Genomic DNA, 17,935 nt, shown 5'->3' with positions numbered 1-17,935 from the left:
GACGTTTCCCGGATGTTCCGACCCCTGGCCGGAGGCGTGCAATGCGCGCCTCCGGCCTCGGTGTTGTCGCAGCGGATGACGTCTCCGCGCGTGCCCGGCTCCTCCGACCCCGAGGTCTTCCCGCGCGCCCTCGGTGGTGACGGCCGGGGGCGCGCCCCGGTGGCCCCGGCCCTGCCCCCGGCCCAGCCGGCGGTGGCGGCGCCGATCGCCTCCGCCCGGACCGTGGGGCAGTTGCCGGCGCAGGTGGGAGCGGCCGGGCTGGAGCCGACCCGGGCGGAGACCGAGCGGCTCCCGCAGGCCTCGGCGTAGGGGTCCACCGCGGTGTCCCCGGTAGGAGCAGCCCCTACGCCGTACGGCTTACGTCATGACGGTCGCCCGGCCGCCGGGACGCGAGCGCCCGCACGGCTCACGGCTGGTTGGGGCCGTACCCGGAGTACCCGGAGTACCCGGGCTGTGGGGAGCGGGGGTGCGGGTACAGGGACTGCGGCTGGGGTTGCGGTTGCGGCTCGTGCGGGTGAGGGTGCGGCTGCGACTGGGGATACGGGTACTGCGGGTGCCGGCTCGGTCCCGTCGGACGCCCGTGGCCCCGCCCGTGCCCGTAGACCCCGTAGACCCCGTGGACCGGCCAGGGCGGCATGGCCACCGGGACCGGAGGCGCCGTCATGCGGGCCGCGTGGTCCAGCGCGGGGCGCGCGATGTCCTTGCGGCGCCACAGCTCGTGCAGCAACTCCTGCTCCCGCACCACGAAGTCGGTGCCGGCCCGGCCGAGGCGTCCGCGGTGCCGCAGGAACGCGAGGGAGGTCGCGTACGCCTCGTACCGCGCCACCTCGCGCGCGGCCGGCTTGCCCAGATGGCGGCGGGCGTGGTCGCGGGCCAGCCGCCGGGCCCGCATCGAGCCGAGCGCGTACGGCTCCGCCGGGGTGAGCCAGCCCGCGGCCGCGTAGGCGGGGAGTTCCTCGCGCACGGTGCCCAGTTCACGCTGGCGCGTCCACACCACCAGCCAGGTCAGCACCGCGAACGCCGGCATCATGAACGCCCCGTACACCGCGAAGAACCCCCACTCGCCGAGGGTCGACGAGCCGTTCCAGAGGGCGTGCATCACCATCGCGAGCAGCAGTCCGCACAGCGGGAGCAGGACGCGGCGCACGCGCTGCCGGTCCGCGGACAGGGCGGCGACGCCGAAGCCGAGACCGGTCAGCACCGTGAACAGGGGGTGCGCGAACGGGGACATGATGACGCGTACGAAGAAGGTGGCGACGGTGACGGAGGCGATACCGCTGTCCCCGCTGAGCTGGTCGGTGCCGAAGGCGTTGCCCAGGTAGAGGATGTTCTCGGTGAACGCGAAGCCGGTCGCCGTGATCCCGGCTATCACCACTCCGTCGACGATTCCGGTGAAGTCCCGCCTGCGGAAGAGGAAGACCAGCAGGATCGCGGCCGCCTTGGCGGACTCCTCGACGACGGGGGCGATGACGGTCGCGCCGAGGGTGTCCGCGCTGGACGGGTCGGCGGTCGCCGTCGCTATCCACCGGGTGGCGAAACTGTTGGCGACGATCGCTATCAGGGCCGCCGCGCACGCGCCCCAGGCGAACGCGAACACCAGATTCCGCCAGGGCCCGGGCTCCACCCGGTCCAGCCACCGGAAGGCCGCCACGAGGAGCGGAACGGGCAGCACGGCGAGCCCCAGGCCCACCAGGAACCCCTGCGTGCCCGTCTGTTCGCGCACGAGGGCCAGAATGACCAGCCCGGAGAGCGCGAGCAGGGCGATCAGGGCGCCGTAGCGCACCCACGTGTGCTGCCACCAGTGCGCGTGCCGGAGCCCTCCGCCCTCGGGAGTGCCGCCCGGCTGGGGCGGACGCGGCGGGAGCGGCGGGTACGGGGAACTCATGGCCACGGCATCGACCCTAACGAGGGAGAGGACAGCGGTGGAGGGAACGCGGGGTCGGAGGCGGCAGGAGCGGTTCGGTCAGCCGTGCTGTACGCGACGGAACAGCAGATCGTTCACCACATGCCCCTTGTCCAGGCCCTGTCCCTCGAAACGGGTCAGCGGCCGGAAGCCGGGACGGGGCGCGAAACCGCCGTCCGCCTGCGTGTTCTCGAAGTCCGGGTGCGCGGTGAGCACCTCGAGCATCTGCTCCGCGTACGGTCCCCAGTCGGTCGCGCAGTGCACCAGCGCGCCCGGCTTCAGCCGGGTCGCCGCGAGGCTGAGGAACTCCGGCTGGATGAGGCGTCGCTTGTGGTGGCGCTTCTTGGGCCAGGGGTCGGGGAAGTAGACGCGCAGACCGGCGAGGGAGTCCGGGGTCAGCATCTCGCGCAGCAGGATGATCGCGTCGCCGTTGCCGACGCGGACGTTGGTGAGGCCGCCGCGGTCGGCGAGGTTGAGCAGGTTGCCCTGGCCCGGGGTGTGGACGTCGACCGCGAGGATGTTGGTGTGCGGGTCGGCGGCGGCCATCTGGGCGGTGGCCTCGCCCATGCCGAAGCCGATCTCCAGGACGACGGGGTGGTCGTTCCCGAAGAGCTCCCCGAGGTCGACGGGGCGCCCGTCGATGTCGAGCCCCCACCTGGGCCACAGCCGCTGGAGCGCGTCGGCCTGCCCCGCGGTCACCCGGCTGCGGCGCGGCTGGAAACTCCTGATCCGCCGCTCGAAGTGCGATCCGGCGGGGTCGGCCTTGGGGCCGTCGGGGAAGCGGGGTTCGCCCTTGGCGCGGGCGTGCCGGAGCGACTCGCCGGAGGCGGGTCGGGCGGCGTCGGGGGCGTTGAGGGAATCAGACACAGTGGGGTCGATTTTACGTGGGTGGGCCGGCGGGTGGGGTGGGCGCGGGGTCTGAGCGGCGGCCCACCGGGAGGCGACGGGCAGGGATGACGTGGACGCGGTCACTGGCCCAGGACCCCCAGCGCCCTGCGCGCCACCTCCCGGCCGATCGGCAGGGAGGCCGTCGCCGCGGGGGAGGGCGCGTTCAGGACGTGGACCGCCCGGGGGCCCTCCCGGATCAGGAAGTCGTCCACCAGGCCGCCGTCCCGCAGGACCGCCTGCGCCCGTACGCCGGCCGCCGCACGCACCAGGTCCGCGTCCTCGACGGCCGGCAGCAGCCGGCGTACGGCCTCCGCGAAGGCCGCCTTGGACAGTGACCGGCGCAGCTCGCCGACGCCGTAGCGCCAGTGCTGCCGGGCCATGTGCCACACCCCGGGCCAGGCCGCCGTCGCCGCCGCCTCCCGGGGGCGTACGACTCCCCAGCCGTACCCCTCCCGGGCCAGCGCCGGTACCGCGTTGGGGCCGATGTGGACCCCTCCGTCGATGCCCCGGGTGAGGTGCACCCCGAGGAACGGGAACGCCGGGTCGGGCACCGGGTAGACCAGGCCCCGCACCAGCTCGGGGCGCGCCAGCTCGTAGTACTCGCCGCGGAACGGCACGATCCGGACCTCGGGCTCGTCGCCGGTCAGGCGGGCGATCTCGTCGCAGTGCAGGCCGGCGCAGTTCACCAGGACGCGGCCCCGCACGATGTCGCCGCGGGCGGTGCGGACGGCGACGCCCCGGTCCGGGCGCCGGTCGATGCGGGCGACCTGTGCGCCGTAGCGGATCTCGGCGCCGGACGCCTCGCCCAGCTGGCGGGCGACGGCCGTGAAGTCGCAGATGCCGGTCGTGCGCACGTGGATCGCCGCGAGGCCGCGGACCTCCGGCTCGTACTCCGCGATCTGGGCGGGGCCCAGTTCCCGGACCGGTATGCCGTTCTCCCGGCCGCGCTGGACGAGGGCGTGCAGGCGGGGCAGCTCGGAGCGGTCCGTGGCGACGATCAGCTTGCCGGTGACGGCGTGCGGGATGCCGTACTCCGCGCAGAACTTGATCATTTCGGTGGCGCCCCGGACCGCGTAGCGCGCCTTGAGGGAGCCGGGGCGGTAGTAGATGCCGCTGTGGATGACGCCGCTGTTGCGTCCCGTCTGGTGCCGGGCCGGGCCGGGCTCCTTCTCCAGCACGGTCACGCGGGTCCCCGGCGCGGCACGCGTGATCGCGTGCGCCGTCGACAGGCCGACGATGCCCCCGCCGACGACGAGCACGTCACAGTCGTACGCCACCACCTGCACCACCTCCGCCCTCGATAGTGCACTGCGCCACTGACAGTCACTTCAAACGCCGGGGAGTGCCGCGCCGGCGAGGGGAGGCGGAGGACGGCGCGCGAGACCGGGAACGGGCCGTGCCGCGCCGCACAGCGCGGCGGACGCTCAGCGGCCCGGCGGACGCTCAGGCGGGAGCCAGCAGCGGCCGGGCCCGCTCGCGCAGCTCGACCACGCGGGGCTCGTCGCCGTACGGCTCGAGGCGGTGCAGGAGGTCCTTGACGTACTCGGTGGTGCGGGCCGAGGAGATGCGCCCCGCCACCTCCACCGCCCGCACGCCCTGCTCGCAGGCCGCGTCGAGATTGCCCGACTCGAGCTCGGCTACCGCGGAGACGACGAGCCTGAGGCCGTGCGAGCGTACGAACTCCTCCGTCGGCTTCGACAGCGCCTGCTCCGTGAACCGGCGTACCTGCCGTGGTGCCTTCAGGTCGCGGTAGCACTCGGCGGCGTCGGCGGCGAAGCGGTCGTAGGAGTAGAAACCCAGCCAGGACGGGTCGTTGTCGCCGTCGCGGGCCCGCTCCAGCCAGCTCTCGGCGGCCTTGAGGGCCGCGCCGGCGGCCTGGGCGTCGCCGGCGCGCGCGTGGGCCCGGGCCTCGACCAGGCGGAAGAAGCTCATGGTGCGGGCCGTGGCCAGGCCGCGGTTGCGTTCCAGGGCGGCCTGCGCGAGGTCGACGCCCTCGTCGCCGAAGCCGCGGTACGTCGCCTGGAGGGACATGGAGGCGAGGACATAGCCGCCGAGGGGGACGTCGGCCGCCGCGCGCGCGAGGCGCAGCGCCTGGATGTAGTACCGCTGGGCGGCTTCCTGCTGGCCGGTGTCGAAGGCCATCCAGCCCGCGAGGCGGGTCAGTTCGGCGCTCGCCCCGAACAGGGCACGGCCGACCTCGTCGGAGTAGGAGCCGAGCAACAGCGGCGCCGCCTCCACCCGCAGACACTCCGGCACCATGGACGAACGCCAGTCGCCGCCTCCGTACTTGGAGTCCCAGCGCCTGGCGTCCTCGGCGGCCTCCCGCAGCTTCTGCACATCGCTGTGGCCGACTTTGAGCGGTGCGCCGGAGTCCTCCAGGGACTGGGCCTCGCGCGCCACCGAACTGTCGGCCGGGGTTATCAGCCATCGCGAGGCGGGCGTTGCGTATGCGCTCACTGCGAACGAACCGGCCAGCGACTGCCAGATGCCGCCGGAGCCGGCCCGGCGGCCCGCGAGGTCGAGGCGGTACAGCTCCGTCGCCGAGCGCACGGCCTGGCCGACGTCCCTGGGGAAGGCGAGGCCCACTTCGGGCGCGGGATCCGCGTCCGCCAGACCGATCTCGTGGAGCGGCACCGGACGGCCGAGCTTCTGGCCGATCGCGGCCGCGATGAGGTGCGGTGCGGCGCCCTGCGGCACCATGCCCTTCGACACCCAGCGCGCCACGGACGTCTTGTCGTAGCGAAGGGTCAACCCGCGTTGAGCGCCGAGGTCGTTGACGCGACGCGCGAGTCCCGCGTTGCTGATTCCCGCGAGGGCGAGAACGGCGCCGAGTTTTTCGTTCGGCCCGCGTTGCTCCCTGGACATTGCGCCACCCCTCGACACAGACGGCTGCCGCGCTGGCATAACCACGCGGCATTCGTAAACCCAGCGTAGTTCGCCGCATCCCAAGCGTTAAGGGGCATTCTTCCGGATGGCGGGATTGTGGCCCGTACGGAAGTGCGGGCACCAGTACGGACGGTTGCCGCGTGCTCCCGCTGTGTGGCCGTGCGCCTGTCCGTGCGCTCTTCTCCGGCCATCGGGGGAGCGGTTCCATGGGTCGTGCGTGGGTCGGCCCGCTGTACTGGATCCAGTGGGCTGGGGGACACCGCCGCCACCATCCCCGCGGGCGGCGGAACGGTCCGGGAGGCGGTCTCCGCCTCCCGGACCGACGCGCGGGTCGAGGCGCGCGGCTGTGTACGGAGCGTGTGCGGGTCTGCCGCACCGGCGGCTCGCCGTACGGGATTTGGCTGAAAATCGACCCTGTGTTCTGTGGGTGATTCCGCTTCCCACCATGGAAATCGACGGCGCACGGGGCGTTTTGGGGGAGCGTATCGGGGGCGCATTCGCGTCGCACGTGCGGGGGTAAGCGCGGTCGCCGGCCCTCCGCGCGCGTGAGCGCACACGGTCCCGCAGGTCGGCGCGGGGGCGTTCAGGGGGGCGCACTCCGGGGATCTCAAGCGGCGTCACCTCCTTCTGCGGCGCGTTCTTCGTGGCAGCATGTGAACCGTTCGTCCGGTGCACCGGTTGTCCACAGCCTGTGGAGGCGTCGATGCGGTGGTTGGTGGGATGGAGCAGCACCGCCGCGGGCGCCGTCGGCCCCGGCGCCTCGGCAGCGGGGGGCTACGGCGGCCCCGGCACGTACGCCGGCCCCGGCGAGGACGGCGGGCACATCGGCTACGACGGCGAGACGCTGCACCCGGTGGGCTCCCAACTCCTGTGGGGCGACCCGGATCCGCTGTGGGCGGTCGGCGACTGGCGGCCCGACGAGGTACGGGTGGTGCGGGCCGACGCCCAGACCCGGATCGCCGTCCTCGGCACCTGCGGGGCCACGGACGAGCAGCTGCGCGTCGGACTGTTCGCCGCGCGCGGCGGGGCACTTCGGCACCTGACGGCCTGGCCGGGCAGCTACACCGCGATCGTCCAGGTCGGCCGGCGCATCACCGTCTGCGGTGACCTGGCCGGCGCGCGCCCGGTGTTCCACACCGCCTGGGCGGGCGGCACGGCGTACGCGACGGCCGCGCTGCCGCTCGCCGACCTCATCGAGGCCAACCTCGACTTCGGCCACCTGGCGGCCCTGCTCGCCGCCCCCGACGTACCGGCCGCCGTGCACGACTCCACGCCGTACGACGGCGTGCGGCGCATTCCGCCGGGGCACGCGCTGATCCTGCGCGCGGGGGCGCGGGAGATCGCCGGGTACGAGCCGGTCGCCTCCCTCGCGGTGGCGGCGCCCCCGGCCGACCCGGACAGCGCGGTCGACGCCGTGCGCGACGCCCTCGTCGAGGCGGTCCGCGCGCGTCTGTCCGCGCCGCGCCACGTCCCCGACATCGACCCCGGCCCCGTGCCCGGCATGGGCCCCGCCGAACGGCGCGCCGCGCGCGGGATGCCGGTCCCGGGCATCGGGGCCGACCTGTCCGGCGGCCCCGCCTCCGGCACGCTGGCGCTGCTGGCGGCCGGCCTGCCCGGCAGACCCGGCACGCTCCTGGGCCACGGCACCGGCGCCGGCGAGCGCCTGCTGGCCGTCACCTTCAACGACCTGGCCGTCGGCGGCCACGAGGCGGAAGTGGAACGGGCCGCCGCCCTCGCGGCCAACCCGCGCCTGCACCACGTCGTCGTGGCCGGCGGCGAGGAGACCCTGCCGTACGCCGACCTGGACGGTCCCCTGACCGACGAGCCCGGCCCGAGCCTGGTGACGGCCGCCCGCCACCGCGCGCGCCTCGCCGCCGGCAGCGCGGACCACTTCACCGGCTACGGCGCCCGCCAGGTCCTCGACGCCCACCCCGCCCGCCTCGCCGACCTGCTGATGGACCGCAAGCGACGCCACCTCGTCCGGCCCGTCGCCGCCCTGACGAAGGCGGAGGGTTCCGTGCTCGTCCCCGCGCGCGTGTACGGCGCCGCCCGCCGACTGGCCCGTACGCCGTACCGGGCGGGCGTGGAGGGCCTCGCCGAACGGCTCCTGCACCGCCGCTTCGACGACCCCGCGGGCGCCGCGGGAGCCGTGGGGGCCTCCCTGGCCGCTCTCGTCTGGGGCGGCCCCGGTCCGGCCGCCCGCTGGCTGACCGGCGAGGCACTGGCTGAAGTATCGGTTCGCCTTCAGGGGACGGCGCACCGTGCCGGCGTGGGCCCCGGCCAGCGTCCCGGCGACTATCGCGCGCGTGCCGCCCTCGCCCGCCACGCCGCTGACCTGCGCGTCCTGGAGCAGGCTGCCGAGATCCGCTCGCAGCGGCTGCACGCGCCGTTCCTCGACAACCAGGTCGTCCGCGCCTGCCGCGCGCTCCCCGAGACCCTGCGCGTGCAACCCGGGGCGCGCGCCGCGATCCTGCGCACCGTCCTGAAGGGCTCCGGCGTCGCCGACCTCCCGCCCGGCTGGGGCGCCCCGTCCCTCGGCTCCACCACCGCCGCGGCCCGCGCGGGCCTGCGCATGGCGACGGACCCCCTCCTCGCCCTCTTCGACGCCCCGCTCCTCGCGGAGGCCGGCCTGATCGAGGCGAGAGTCGTCCGCAAGGCCCTCCGCGGCGCGGCAGCGGGCGAACCCCTCCCCCTGGACGGCCTCGCCGACCTCGTCTCCCTCGAACTCTGGCTCCGTCGCCTCCTCTCGCGCCGGGGCACCTGCTGGACGGGCACCCCGGCCCGCGCCCGTGCGGTCCCGGCGGGCATCGCCCCGCGGAGACGGGCGGTGTCGTCCGGGGGGTGAGGGGGCGCGGGGCGGAGCGGGCGGCACGGGAGCGGCCGCTCGGCACCCGCGGCCGGGCCGGCGCCTAGGAGCAGATGAACCTCGCGTCCGCCCAGTCCGCGAGCGCCACCCCGTCGAGGTGGTTGTGCGGCTCCACCACCAGACGGACCGTCTCGCGGCCGACGAGGTTCACCCGGACGGGCAAGGCCCGGTCTCCGCCCCGGATCTCCGGGGACGTCCACAGCCGGACCCCGTCGGCGTACACGGAGAAGGTGACCCTGCCCAGCTTCTGCGTGAGGTCGTCGACGCCGACCACGGCCTCGTAGGAGGCGCACGCGCGGTTGAGGACGACGGTGACGGAGGAGTCCCCGTGGACGGTCACCCCGCGCGCGTACTGCCGGTCGGCGATGGAGAGATCGGAGCGCTGCCAGACCCAGCTGCTGCCGGCCAGCCGGATCTCCGGCCCGGTGCCGTCGCCGCCGACGTCGAAGGGGAGCTCGCCGAGGTGGAAGACGGCCGGGGCGGGCGGGGGAGCGGGCGCGGGCGTCGGGGGCGCGGACGTGGGGGCCGGATAAGGCGTGGGCGCCGGTGTGGGCGAGGGAGGTGGGGTCGGGGACGGCGTCGGCTGCCGGGCGGCCGTGCGGGAGGGCGTCGGCGTGGGGACCCCGGCCGGGACGACCGCCGCGGGTTCCGGCTCGGGCACCGCCGGCGTGCGGGTGGGCGTGGACGCCGGTTCCGGCCTCGGCCCCTCCGGCAGGACGACCGGCGCGGAGGGGGAGGGCTCGGCCACCGGCTGCCTGGCCGGGCTGTCGTCGCCGGCCAGGGCGAGGGCCACCGCCGCGGCCGCCACCGCGACCACACCGGCCGCGACACCGGCTTTCACCGACGCGCCCAGTCCCTCGGAGACCGCCGCACCACCGCCCCCGGCGCCCGCCCCGCCCGACGCGCCGCCGCCCGCCGCGGCGGCCGCGCCCGCGGCACCCGCCGCGCCGGCTCCGGCGCCCCCGGCGACGAGCGCGGCCGCCTTGGCGTACCCGGCGGCGCCGAACCAGCCGATGACCGCGACCGGCACGACGGCGGGGATGCCACCGGCGACCTCCTCGATCTGCAGGGCGGCCAGCCGGCACCTCGCGCACTCCTCCAGGTGCTTGCGCAGTCCCCGCTCGGCACGGGTGCGCAGCCGGCGACGGGCGTAGGTGCCGAGCTGGTCGGCGTAGCGGGCGCACTCCTCGTCGCTGGTCAGGGTGGTGCTGACGTGGGCCTGGAGGTAGGCCTGCTTGAGGCCCTCACGGGCCCGGCTGGCGAGGACGCGGGTGCCGTTGGCGTCGAGCCCGAAGAGCGTGGCCACCTCGCTCGGCGACTCGTCCTCGACCTCGGTGTGCCACAGCACGGCCTGCCAGCGCTCCGGCAGCGAGCGGAAGGCCCGCACGGCCATGGACTGCTCGGCCTCGCGCAACGCCCGCACGTCGGCGCCGACGGCGAGCGTGTCACCGTCCGAGACCTCGGCGGAGCGGGCGGCCTGCGCGGCGAACACCGCGAAGTCGTCGACGAGGTGCTCCCGTCGCGCCGACCGCGTCCAGTCGGCGGCGACGCGGCGGACGGAGGTGAGCAGATAGGCCCGTACGGCGTGCGCGGGGCCGGCACCGCCGCGTACCGCCTGGAGCATGCGGGCGAAGACCTCGGCGGTGAGGTCGTCGGCGGTGTGGGCGTCCCGGCAGCAGGTGCGCGCGTACCGGCGGACGGCGTCGGCGTGACGACGGTACAGCTCCTCGTACGCCGTGTCGTCGCCCGAGCGCATCCGGGCGATCAGGTCGACGTCGGCCGGCGGCGCATCCGGCGGTGGGGGCAGCGGGCCGCTGTCCACCCGCGGCTCACGCTGGGCCGGGACGCCGCGGCCCCTCGGCGGTACGGCCGGAGCGGCGTCGCGGCGCCGGGGCACCCGCCCGCGCCCGCCCTGACTCGGCACCTGCGGTGAGGTCAGGCCACCGGCCTCGGCGCCACCGTCGCCCGGTGACCCGTCCCGCCCGTCAACACTCATCGCGGAAAGCCCCCGCCACCTGCTCAACCCGTCCTGGCCACGGGTCAGAGTGCCATATTGGCTTTTGTTCAGGACCCGGCCGACCGGACCGTCCACTCGTCCGTGGGGACTTGTCATATCTCAGTACCGAGACTCACCCGGACGGGGGCCCAGGGCGCCGGGCGAGTCGCGTGCCCCGTACGCCCGACGTACGCGGTCCGGTCGGGCCCCGGGAGCCGGCCCAAAGGCCGGCTCCCACAGGCCGAACCCCACGAAGGCCGACTCCCGGCGACAGCGGACCCCCTACGAAACCGGGCGCGACCGCAGCCCCTCCAGCAGGATGTCCAGCAGCCGGGCCGAAGCCGCCGCCTGCTGCGCCGCGTCCGGCAGCGAGGGAGCCGCCGTCGCGATCACCAGCAGGACGTCCGACACCGACACGTCCGGCCGCAGTTCGCCCGCCGCGCGCGCCCGTTCCACGAGCTGGCCCACCACGTCGAGCAGCGCCGCGGCCCCCGCGTCGTCCACGGTGGCCGGCACGCCCTCCTCGGGCATCAGCCGCAGCTCGCCGCCGACCGGCTGGGACCGCTGCTGCGGAACCCGTCCCTCACCGCCCACCGAGCCCTCGGCACCCTCGTCGGAGACCCCGACCCTGAGTACCTGAGGCGGCAGCAGCCGCCCGGCGCCCGACGCCACCGACGTCCGCAGAAAGCGCGACAGCGCCGACCAGGGCTCGTCCTCCTGGCCGAGCGCCGCCCGCGCCTGGTCGGTCAGCCGGGAGGTCTCCTCCTCGGCTATCCGGCGCACCAGAACGTCCTTGCTGGGGAAGCGCCGGTACACCGTGCCGACGCCGACCCGCGCGCGCCGCGCCACGTCCTCCATCGGCGCGCCGTAGCCCAGCTCGCCGAAGACCTCGCGCGCCGCGCGCAGTACGTGCTCCAGATTGCGCTGTGCGTCCACGCGCAGCGGCGTGGTCCGCGGGCCGTCCCCGCGTCCGTTGCCCGCCGCCGCACTCACCGCGCCGCCCGGTGCAAGGGCGGACGCGGACGACCAATGCGTGTCCTGAATGTGCATGAATGATCCCCCGGTAATGACGTCTCCCCCCGGAGACTCTCCCCGCCATCGAAAGCCGGGGCGCATGGAACGAGGGATCCCCGCCCGGACCCGCTCGTCGCGGAACCGAAGAGCGTTTCCCCCTACACCCCGTCGACACACGAACATAGTTGAGAGGCAGTCAATTCAGAAGAGGCAGGTTCCGCACGGAGCGCCCCCCGATCGGAGTACGGGTCGTATACGTCCCGATTGCCCCCCTGTCGGTACCCCGGCACACCACAGCTGACCTGCACTCCTTCCCCCCACGCCCGTGTTTCGGCCAACCCCGCGCCCACCCGGCCGCCCGTCACACGAACGGTCGGGGCTGTGGACAAACTCCGGCGCCGGGTGCGTCATGGGATGGTGAAGGAACGTGCGCGCATTCTCGTTGTCGGCGGCGGCTACGTCGGGATGTACACGGCCCTGCGGCTCCAGCGGAACCTCAGACAGGAACTCGGCAGGGGCGAGGCCGAGATCACGGTCGTCACCCCCGACCCGTACATGACGTACCAGCCGTTCCTGCCCGAGGCCGCCGCCGGCTCCATCTCCCCCCGTCACGTCGTCGTCCCGCTGCGCCGCGTCCTGCCGCACTGCCGCGTCGTCGTCGGCGAGGTCACCGCCATCGACCACGCCAAGCGCACCGCCACCCTCACCACCCTCGCCACCGACGAGGAGGGCACCGGCCCCCAGCAGCTGCCGTACGACGAACTCGTCCTCGCGCCCGGTTCCGTCTCCCGCGCACTGCCCGTCCCGGGCCTCGCCGACCACGGCATCGGCTTCAAGACCGTCGAAGAGGCCATCGGTCTGCGCAACCACGTCATCGAACAGATGGACATCGCCTCCTCCACCCGCGACCCCGCGATCCGCGACGCCGCCCTCACCTTCGTCTTCGTCGGCGGCGGCTACGCGGGCGTCGAGGCGCTCGGCGAGCTGGAGGACATGGCCCGCTACACCACGCGCTACTACCACAACGTGAAGCCCGAGGACATGAAGTGGATCCTCGTCGAGGCCTCCGACCGGATCCTGCCGGAGGTCGGCGAGGACATGGGCCGCTACACGGTCAGCGAACTGCGCCGCCGCAACATCGACGTCCGTCTGGGCACCCGCCTCGAGTCCTGCGCGGACCGCGTCGCGGTCCTCAGCGACGGCGCCCGCTTCCCCACCCGTACGGTCGTGTGGACCGCCGGCGTCAAACCCCATCCGCTCCTCGCGGCCACCGACCTGCCCCGCACCGAGCGGGGCCGACTGAAATGCACCCCCGAGCTGACGATCGAGGGCGTCACCCACGCGTGGGCCGCAGGAGACGCAGCGGCCGTCCCCGACGTCACCGCCTCCGAACCCGGCGCGCTCACCGCCCCCAACGCCCAGCACGCCGTACGCCAGGCCAAGCTCCTCGCCGACAACATCGCGCGCTCCCTGCACGGCCGGCCCCTCCGGACGTACTCCCACACGTACGTCGGCTCGGTCGCCTCCCTCGGACTGCACGAGGGCGTCGCGTACGTCTACGGGCGCAAACTCAAGGGCTACCCCGCCTGGTTCATGCACCGCGCCTACCACCTCAGCCGCGTGCCCACCTTCAACCGCAAGGCGCGCGTCCTCGCCGAATGGATCCTGTCCGGGCTCTTCAAGCGGGAGATCGTCTCGCTCGGTTCACTCGAACATCCCCGTGCCGAGTTCGAACTGGCCGCGGGGGGAAAGGCTTCTGACGGCCGGAAGAACGGCCCGCAGGACGACGCGAACAACAACCCGAAGGGGTAGTCCTGACCGGACTCAGGAACTCCCTCGGCCGCCCTGGCGTCTGACGGATGTCGGCCTCGACGGCCACACTGCCAGACTGCTGCCCACGCCCTTCACCGAGCACCTTCCCAGCCCTTCACCGAGCACCTTCCCAACCCTCCCCGAACCCGTCATCAAGCCCCTCCCCGAGCCCCGGCGGGCCGCCGCCCGCCCCGCGAACCGACGAGGCTGTTCCCACGTGCTGCATTTCCCGGGTGCTGCGACAATGTGCGGCCACCGCCGCGCGGCCCCCGGAGCCCAGGCCGGGCCCGGAGCCGGCCGTCGACGACTACACGAGGCAAGGATTCGTGAACTTCACGCGCTGGAGCGCCCGGCTCCCCGGAACGCAGCGCCGCGCCGCCGCGCGGGCCGAGCACACGGTCACCACCACGGACCGACGGAGCGAGGGCTCCGTACCCGCGGCCCGCGCCGAACAACTCACCGACGAGCCACCCCCGGTCCCCGCCGTCGACGAACTCCCGGTCCGTGAGGTCCTCGACCGCGTCCCGGCCCTCGTCGCCCTCGTCCACGGCCCCGACCACCGCCTCGCCTACGTCAACGACGCCTACACGGCGGCCTTCGGCACCAGACCCCCCGGCGAACCGGCCGCCGAAGCCCTCCCCGAACTGCGCGACCTCGGCCTCATGCCCCTCCTCGACCAGGCCCTGCGCAGCGGCAGGCCCCGCACCCTGAAGTCCCGCAAGGCCCCCGACGGCCGCTCCTACACCTTCACCTGCACCCCGGCCGCCGAGAAGAACGGCGACGGCGCCGTCCTCATCTTCGCCACCGACGTCACCGACCACGCCGAGGCCGCCGAACGCCTCAGAGCCAGCGAACGCCGCCAGCGCGAGACCGCCGTCACCCTCCAGCGCTCCCTCCTCCCCCAGGAGCTCGAACACCCCGACGACCTGCGCATCGCCGCCACCTACCAGCCCGGCGGCACCGAGGCCGCCGTCGGCGGCGACTGGTACGACGTCATCACCCTCGGCGGCGGCCGCACCGCCCTCGTCATCGGCGACGTCATGGGCCGCGGCGTCCGCGCGGCAGCCGTCATGGGCCAGCTCCGCACCGCCGTCCGCGCCTACGCCCGCCTCGACCTCCCCCCGCACGAGGTCCTCCAGCTCCTCGACGGACTCGCCACCGAGATCGACGCCAACCAGATCGCCACCTGCGTCTACGCCGTCCACGACCCGAACGAGGCCCGGCTGGTGTACGCCTCCGCCGGCCACCTGCCCATCCTCGTCCGCGACGAGACCGGCACCGTCCAGCGCGCCGACGAACCCACCGGCCCCCCGCTCGGCACCGGCGGCTGGATGCACGCCTCCGGCTCGATCCCCCTCGGCCCCGGCTCCACCGCCGTCCTCTACACCGACGGCCTCGTCGAACGCAGGAACGAGGACCTCGACGAGGGCATCGCCTCCCTGGAACGCGCCCTGGCCGGCGCGACCGGCACCCCCCAGGTGGTCTGCGACCGCCTGGTCCGCTCGGCGGGCGTCACCGCCGACCACGACGACGACGTCGCCGTCCTGGTCCTCCAGCACCCCCACCGCACCGGCCCCGACGGCGAACTGTTCCGCAACGCGGCCCTCGAACTCCTCGGCGGAGTCGAAGCCGCCCCCCGCGCCCGAGCCTTCGCCTCCGGCGTCCTCACCAGCTGGCGCTTCCCCACCGACCTGCACGACCTCGGCGTCCTCGCCACCAGCGAACTCGTCGCCAACTCCCTCCAGCACGGCACCCCGCCCATGCGGCTGCGGCTGCGCCGCACCGACCGCCGCCTGATCATCGAGGTCACCGACGGCGACGACCACCTCCCGCGCCGCCGCCGCGCCGAACCCGGCGACGAGTCCGGCCGCGGTATCGCGATCGTGGCGACCATCGCCTCCAGCTGGGGCAGCAGACGCACCCCGGGCGGCGGCAAGGCGGTGTGGTGCGAGTTCGTCCTGCCCCGCGGCGCGGACTGACGAGCACACGAAAAAGGCGGCCGTCGTCCAGGACGACGGCCGCCTCTCCCCACCCTCAGGCCTCGGCGGCCACCGGCTCCGCGGCGGACCCGCCCCGCGCGACCACCCGGTTCCGCCCCAGCCACGGCTGATCCTGCGCCGCGGTGAGCTGCCGCCCCAGCCGCACGGCGAGCACGCTGATCCCCAGCGAGAACAGCAGGAACGTCACGACGTACGGCCCGTGCAGCGAGGCCCCCATCGGCCCGCCCACCGCCGGCCCGACCGCCAGCGCCAGCTGCTTCACCAGGGCGAACGCCGAGTTGTACTGCCCCGCCAGCCCGGCCGGCGCCAGATCGGCCACCAGCGGCGCCACGGTCGGCGACAGCATCGCCTCACCCAGCCCGAACAGCGCGTACGTCGACACGAACGCCGCCGTGGCCATCTCCTGACTGCCGTGCCCGAGCCCCGCGTACCCGGCCACGGCCCACGCCACGGCCCAGATCAGCCCCACGGCCGCGATCACCCGCGACCGCTTCTGCCGCTCGACGAACCTCAACACCGCGAACTGCGCGACGACGATCATCGCGGTGTTCGCCGCGAGCGCGGTCCCCAGCGCGGACGTGGAGATCCCCGCGGCCTCGACCCCGTACGCACTCAGCCCCGATTCGAACTGCCCGTAGCAGGCGAAGAACAGCACGAAGCCCAGCACGCACAGCTGCACCATCGCCCGGTTGCCGAGGAGCTGCTTCCAGCTCCCCTTCACGGACCCCCGCGGAGCATCCTCCACCTGCGGCGAGTGCGGCATCCGCACCGTCGTCATCACCACGACCAGCAGCAGGAACATCGCCGCCTCGATCGCGAACAGCAGCGTGAACGAGGACACGCGCGTGGTGTCGACGAGGTGGCCGCCGATGAGCCCCCCGACACCGAGCCCCAGGTTCTGCAGGAAGAACTGCGTCGCGAAGGCCCGCGACCGCGTCTCCGCCGTCGAACAGTCCACGATCATCGTCGCGAGCGCCGGCTGCATCACGGCCTGTCCGGCCCCGAGCACCGCCGCGGCGGCCAGTACGGCGGCGGCGTTGCCGGCGAGCCCCAGGCCCAGCGCGCCCAGCGCGGCGGCGACCAGGGCGGCGACGAGAACCGGCAGCGGGCCGCGCCGCACGATCGCCCGACCGGCGAACGGCAGCACGATCAGCGCGGCCACGGCGAAGACGGCGAGGACGAGCCCCGCCGTCACAGCACCGAGCCCCCGCACCTGCGCCACATAGACGTACAGGTAGGGGACGGTGAAACCGAGCCCGAACGCGCTGAGTGCGTTGCCCACGTGGATCCGGCGCATCGCCGCGCCCATCGCCCTGGTCACGTTCACCTCTCTCAGGTAGTCGTCTCACTGCTTGCGAAGCTTCAGTACTTAGAACCGAAGACTTCGAAGCTAAAGTTCGAAGCTAAAGAGTACACATCGAAGGACTTCAAGGCGAACGGGCCGCGTGCGATACTGATGGCCATGGGCGACACCCCCGGCAGCACAGGCATCGGCAGCGAACCGACTCTCGAAGAGCAGATCGCCGCCTACCAGCGCGAGTTCCAGGACCTCGACCCCCAGGTCGAGAAGATCGTCTCGGCGCTGTCCCGCCTGAACCGCCGGATGAACGTCGCCTACAGCCGCCAGACCGCCGCGCTCGGCATCAGCAACGCCGAGTGGGAGGTCCTCAAGGCGCTCGTCCTCTCCGGCGCCCCCTATCGCATGGGCCCGAGCGAGCTGGCCAAGCGCCTCGGCCTCACGCCGGCCGCGATGACCCACCGGATCGACCGCATGGTTGCCGAGGGACTGGTGACCCGTGAAAGGGACGAGTCCAACCGGGTCCGGGTGATCGTGGAGCTGACGCCCGAGGGCCGTGAGAAGTGGCTGGAGGCGATGCGACTGGCGACGGTCTTCGAGGAGGATCTGCTCCAGGACCTCTCCGCGGAGGACCGCACGGCCCTCGGCGACGTCCTGACCAGGCTGCTCCGACGGGTGGAACACGCCCAGCCGGACGCCGGCGGCCGCCTCACGGACCTCGACTAAAAGATCTTGACAGAGGGTGCTTGACACGCCCCTTGCGGGTACGTACAGTTCTTCGGGTTGCCGGGGAGCCGTAACGGTTCTTCGACAGCACTTCCGCCGCGGTAGCGGCATCTCACACCACAGCAAGATCTCCCAATGGGATCACATTCGGCGTGCCGAATTTGATATTGAAATTGGGTCCGGCGGTTCGATCACCTCGATTAGCGCTCGCCGGGACGGATCCGCTAAGGTTTGAGGCGTCGGAACGGCCCAACAGCCGGGAAGACAACCCCTCCTGACAGGGAATCAGCGCCGAAAGGATCTGATAGAGTCAGAAACGCCGGAAAGGCAGCCGCGAGAGTGGTAACCTTGAAAGCACCGAGGAAATCGGGTCGAGAAAAGATCTGATAGAGTCGGAAACGCAAGACCGAAGGGAAGCGCCCGGAGGAAAGCCGCGAGAGAGTCTCTCGGGCGAGTACAAAGGAAGCGTCCGTTCCTTGAGAACTCAACAGCGTGCCAAAAGTCAACGCCAGATATGTTGATACCCCGTCCACGGCAGTGATAGCCG

13 protein-coding genes are annotated in these 17,935 nt (G+C 73.6%); 5 read left to right on the top strand and 8 right to left on the bottom strand.

Annotation, left to right across the window (positions count from 1 at the left end):
- Positions 1-75 precede the first annotated feature (75 nt).
- The gene (locus ACIBBD_RS06380) at positions 76-309 is read left to right on the top strand and encodes a hypothetical protein (RefSeq protein ID WP_399418164.1); all 234 of its coding nucleotides are present in this window, start codon (positions 76-78) and stop codon (positions 307-309) included.
- A 97-nt stretch (positions 310-406) separates the two neighbouring features.
- Here the strand turns inward: ACIBBD_RS06380 and ACIBBD_RS06375 are convergent, their stop codons facing one another.
- The 4 genes from ACIBBD_RS06375 to ACIBBD_RS06360 all read right to left on the bottom strand — a co-directional run bounded on the left by ACIBBD_RS06375 (position 407) and on the right by ACIBBD_RS06360 (position 5,656).
- On the bottom strand, positions 407-1,885 hold the full coding sequence (locus ACIBBD_RS06375) for a PrsW family intramembrane metalloprotease (protein ID WP_399418654.1): 1,479 nt from the start codon (positions 1,883-1,885) through the stop codon (positions 407-409).
- Between the two features lie 78 nt (positions 1,886-1,963).
- Positions 1,964-2,770, bottom strand: a complete 807-nt coding sequence (gene trmB, locus ACIBBD_RS06370) for a tRNA (guanosine(46)-N7)-methyltransferase TrmB (protein WP_399418163.1) — start codon at positions 2,768-2,770, stop codon at positions 1,964-1,966.
- Between the two features lie 101 nt (positions 2,771-2,871).
- Positions 2,872-4,077 carry an L-2-hydroxyglutarate oxidase gene (gene lhgO, locus ACIBBD_RS06365; RefSeq protein WP_399418653.1) on the bottom strand — a complete coding sequence of 402 codons (1,206 nt, stop codon included), beginning with the start codon at positions 4,075-4,077 and terminating at the stop codon, positions 2,872-2,874.
- 157 nt (positions 4,078-4,234) lie between these two features.
- Positions 4,235-5,656 (bottom strand): MFS transporter, encoded by a 1,422-nt coding sequence (locus ACIBBD_RS06360; RefSeq protein ID WP_399418162.1) that lies wholly within the window; start codon positions 5,654-5,656, stop codon positions 4,235-4,237.
- 724 nt (positions 5,657-6,380) lie between these two features.
- On the opposite strand from ACIBBD_RS06360, the gene ACIBBD_RS06355 reads away from it, so the two are divergent.
- Positions 6,381-8,522 carry an asparagine synthase-related protein gene (locus tag ACIBBD_RS06355; RefSeq protein WP_399418161.1) on the top strand — a complete coding sequence of 714 codons (2,142 nt, stop codon included), beginning with the start codon at positions 6,381-6,383 and terminating at the stop codon, positions 8,520-8,522.
- A gap of 64 nt (positions 8,523-8,586) precedes the next feature.
- Here the strand turns inward: ACIBBD_RS06355 and ACIBBD_RS06350 are convergent, their stop codons facing one another.
- Both ACIBBD_RS06350 and ACIBBD_RS06345 read right to left on the bottom strand, forming a co-directional pair.
- Complete coding sequence (locus tag ACIBBD_RS06350; RefSeq protein ID WP_399418160.1) at positions 8,587-10,539, bottom strand: sigma-70 family RNA polymerase sigma factor; 1,953 nt, start codon at positions 10,537-10,539, stop codon at positions 8,587-8,589.
- 282 nt (positions 10,540-10,821) lie between these two features.
- Positions 10,822-11,589 (bottom strand): TetR family transcriptional regulator, encoded by a 768-nt coding sequence (locus tag ACIBBD_RS06345; RefSeq protein ID WP_399418159.1) that lies wholly within the window; start codon positions 11,587-11,589, stop codon positions 10,822-10,824.
- Positions 11,590-11,967: 378 nt separating this feature from the next.
- On the opposite strand from ACIBBD_RS06345, the gene ACIBBD_RS06340 reads away from it, so the two are divergent.
- Positions 11,968-13,365, top strand: a complete 1,398-nt coding sequence (locus ACIBBD_RS06340) for an NAD(P)/FAD-dependent oxidoreductase (RefSeq protein ID WP_399418158.1) — start codon at positions 11,968-11,970, stop codon at positions 13,363-13,365.
- A gap of 326 nt (positions 13,366-13,691) precedes the next feature.
- Positions 13,692-15,344 (top strand): SpoIIE family protein phosphatase, encoded by a 1,653-nt coding sequence (locus tag ACIBBD_RS06335; protein WP_399418157.1) that lies wholly within the window; start codon positions 13,692-13,694, stop codon positions 15,342-15,344.
- Positions 15,345-15,399: 55 nt separating this feature from the next.
- Here ACIBBD_RS06335 and ACIBBD_RS06330 read toward each other — a convergent pair whose 3' ends face one another.
- Entirely contained in the window at positions 15,400-16,674 is a 1,275-nt protein-coding gene (locus ACIBBD_RS06330; RefSeq protein WP_399418652.1) for an MFS transporter, read from the bottom strand.
- 153 nt (positions 16,675-16,827) lie between these two features.
- On the opposite strand from ACIBBD_RS06330, the gene ACIBBD_RS06325 reads away from it, so the two are divergent.
- Positions 16,828-17,388 carry a MarR family winged helix-turn-helix transcriptional regulator gene (locus ACIBBD_RS06325; protein WP_399418156.1) on the top strand — a complete coding sequence of 187 codons (561 nt, stop codon included), beginning with the start codon at positions 16,828-16,830 and terminating at the stop codon, positions 17,386-17,388.
- A 224-nt stretch (positions 17,389-17,612) separates the two neighbouring features.
- Here the strand turns inward: ACIBBD_RS06325 and ACIBBD_RS06320 are convergent.
- A partial coding sequence (locus ACIBBD_RS06320; protein WP_399418155.1) for a hypothetical protein occupies positions 17,613-17,935 on the bottom strand: 323 nt, incomplete at its 5' end.

This window comes from Streptomyces sp. NPDC051315 (assembly GCF_044455165.1).
Lineage (GTDB): Bacteria > Actinomycetota > Actinomycetes > Streptomycetales > Streptomycetaceae > Streptomyces.
The sequence above is the reverse complement of the archived record's forward strand: the minus strand, read 5'-3'. Positions and strand labels throughout refer to the sequence as shown.

Bases quoted from the DNA above. Each gene is read 5' to 3' on its own strand.
- ACIBBD_RS06325 (WP_399418156.1), top strand. From the start codon at position 16,828: ATGGGCGACACCCCCGGCAGCACAGGCATCGGCAGCGAACCGACTCTC.
- ACIBBD_RS06355 (WP_399418161.1), top strand. From the start codon at position 6,381: ATGCGGTGGTTGGTGGGATGGAGCAGCACCGCCGCGGGCGCCGTCGGC.
- ACIBBD_RS06345 (WP_399418159.1), bottom strand. From the start codon at position 11,589: ATGCACATTCAGGACACGCATTGGTCGTCCGCGTCCGCCCTTGCACCG.
- ACIBBD_RS06360 (WP_399418162.1), bottom strand. From the start codon at position 5,656: ATGTCCAGGGAGCAACGCGGGCCGAACGAAAAACTCGGCGCCGTTCTC.
- ACIBBD_RS06380 (WP_399418164.1), top strand. From the start codon at position 76: ATGACGTCTCCGCGCGTGCCCGGCTCCTCCGACCCCGAGGTCTTCCCG.
- ACIBBD_RS06350 (WP_399418160.1), bottom strand. From the start codon at position 10,539: ATGAGTGTTGACGGGCGGGACGGGTCACCGGGCGACGGTGGCGCCGAG.
- ACIBBD_RS06375 (WP_399418654.1), bottom strand. From the start codon at position 1,885: ATGAGTTCCCCGTACCCGCCGCTCCCGCCGCGTCCGCCCCAGCCGGGC.
- ACIBBD_RS06340 (WP_399418158.1), top strand. From the start codon at position 11,968: ATGGTGAAGGAACGTGCGCGCATTCTCGTTGTCGGCGGCGGCTACGTC.
- ACIBBD_RS06330 (WP_399418652.1), bottom strand. From the start codon at position 16,674: ATGGGCGCGGCGATGCGCCGGATCCACGTGGGCAACGCACTCAGCGCG.